Annotated in this window: 2 protein-coding genes; both read left to right on the plus strand. The window is 38.1% G+C overall.

The annotated features are described in order from the left end of the window. The first annotated feature begins 196 nt into the window (after nucleotides 1-196). Complete coding sequence (locus ACYVTD_RS12300; RefSeq protein ID WP_461248046.1) at nucleotides 197-1,120, plus strand: hypothetical protein; 924 nt, start codon at nucleotides 197-199, stop codon at nucleotides 1,118-1,120. Between the two features lie 121 nt (nucleotides 1,121-1,241). Then, nucleotides 1,242-1,807: ATP-binding protein (locus ACYVTD_RS12305; protein ID WP_461248047.1), on the plus strand; the 566-nt coding region annotated here is incomplete at its 3' end.

Consider the following 1,807-nt stretch of genomic DNA (forward strand, 5'->3'; position numbering starts at 1 on the left):
ATACGAAGGCGTGTCGGGGCGCGTATGCAATATCGAATGGGACAGCACGAAGCCCAACGGCACTCCGCAGAAACTGCTTGATATTTCCCGCATAGCCAACTTGGGTTTTTCGCCTAAGATTGGGCTAAGCAAAGGAATAGAGCTTGCATATAACGACTTTTTGCAAAAAAAAAATTAAGGTTTAAAGGAGAAGAAAATGAGCGAAAACACGCAAATCCAAAACGAGGAAGAAATAAGCCTTCTGGACTTATTTACGGTAATATTGCGTTACCGGAAACTTATCATCATCGTTACCCTGGCGGCTGTCGTGATTGCCGTCGCAGGATACTTTGTATATCCTCTATATCAAGTTTCGGAAGCAAAAAAAGGTATAAAAACTCAGGGGATAATGAAGGTTGAAGTCGCACAAAAAGCGCAAAGTTACATGTCGCAAACATTGGAAAGTTTTATCCTTAGCCCGGATAATATTTACAATTCGCTGTATAAGGCAGGAATGAAAAACTTTTCTTACAGCGGCGGTTCCATACCTTTGAACGATAAAAATAGGGCGACGATTATGTACTTGATCAACCTGTTTTGGATTCAAAATATGGATTTAAACGGGGAAGAATACGCTAAAAAAGACGTAAATAAAATTTTCAACGTAAAAAGAACGGGACAGGTTGTAGAGGTAACGCTTAAAGAAACAGACGCGAAAGTGATAAAGAATTTCATGGAAAACATCTACGATTTATCTAAAACAGGCGTGGAAGAAAATATGCGCGGCAACGCTAAACTGATGGTAAACAACTATGAACGCCTGTTGAATCTGCCTAAAAAATCAGAATCCGTGCAGATGATGTTGGAAAGGGATTTTGACACCTTTGTTTTTTTAAGCGATTTTCTTGACGGCAAGGAAGCCGTGGTAAAGCTCGCGGGCGAGCCCGTATTAGCCGAAACTCCTGTGTCCTTGATTTTGTTTCAAAACCAATACCCAAGAAAAGGAATAATGATAGGTTTTGCTGGATTGTTTTTATCCATCGCGCTTGCCTTCTTACTTAACGTTATCCGTAACGTAAAACAGGATAAAGAGGCGATGAAGAAAATTAACGAGGCTATGGGGAATTCTGGCGACAAATGACCAATATTTCACTGCCACTGGAATGATGCCTATTTTAAGTATTTTTCCCCCTGCACAGGTAAAATTATTTAATAATATTACCCCTATACAGGTAAAATTATTTAATTTATACTAGATTATCATGGAAAGGGATTTATACCATAAAATTGTCGAACATCTTGATAAAAAAGAACATACGATTATCACAGGCGCAAGGCAAACCGGAAAATCAACATTATTAAAGCAAACGGCGGATTATTGCGGTAAAAAGAATAATCCGGCGGTGTTTCTTAATCTTGAAAATAAGGATATTTTAACCGAAATTGAACAATCGCCCCTAAATTTAATGAAGTTCCTTCCGGATACGGATAAAAAGGTCATGGTCTTTATGGACGAAGTTCAATATTTATCCGATCCTTCTAATTTTCTAAAGTTAATTTATGACGAATATAAAGACAAAATAAAGATAATCGCCACCGGAAGCAGCGCGTTTTATATCGACAGGAAATTTAACGATTCGTTGGCGGGCAGGAAACAGATTTTTTATCTGCCTACATGCTCTTTTGATGAATATCTGAAATTTATCGGCGCGGACCAACTGCTTGACGAACTTAATCAGATAAAAAAGAAAACGACATATAAAAGCCTTGCGCTTCAATTAATAAAAAAAGAATATGATAACTATATCATATACGGCGGTTATCCCGC

It is taken from the genome of Treponema sp. R6D11 (assembly GCF_054786075.1).

Excerpts from the sequence above, each read along its gene's own strand:
- ACYVTD_RS12300 (WP_461248046.1), top strand. The coding sequence starts at position 197 with ATGAGCGAAAACACGCAAATCCAAAACGAGGAAGAAATAAGCCTTCTG.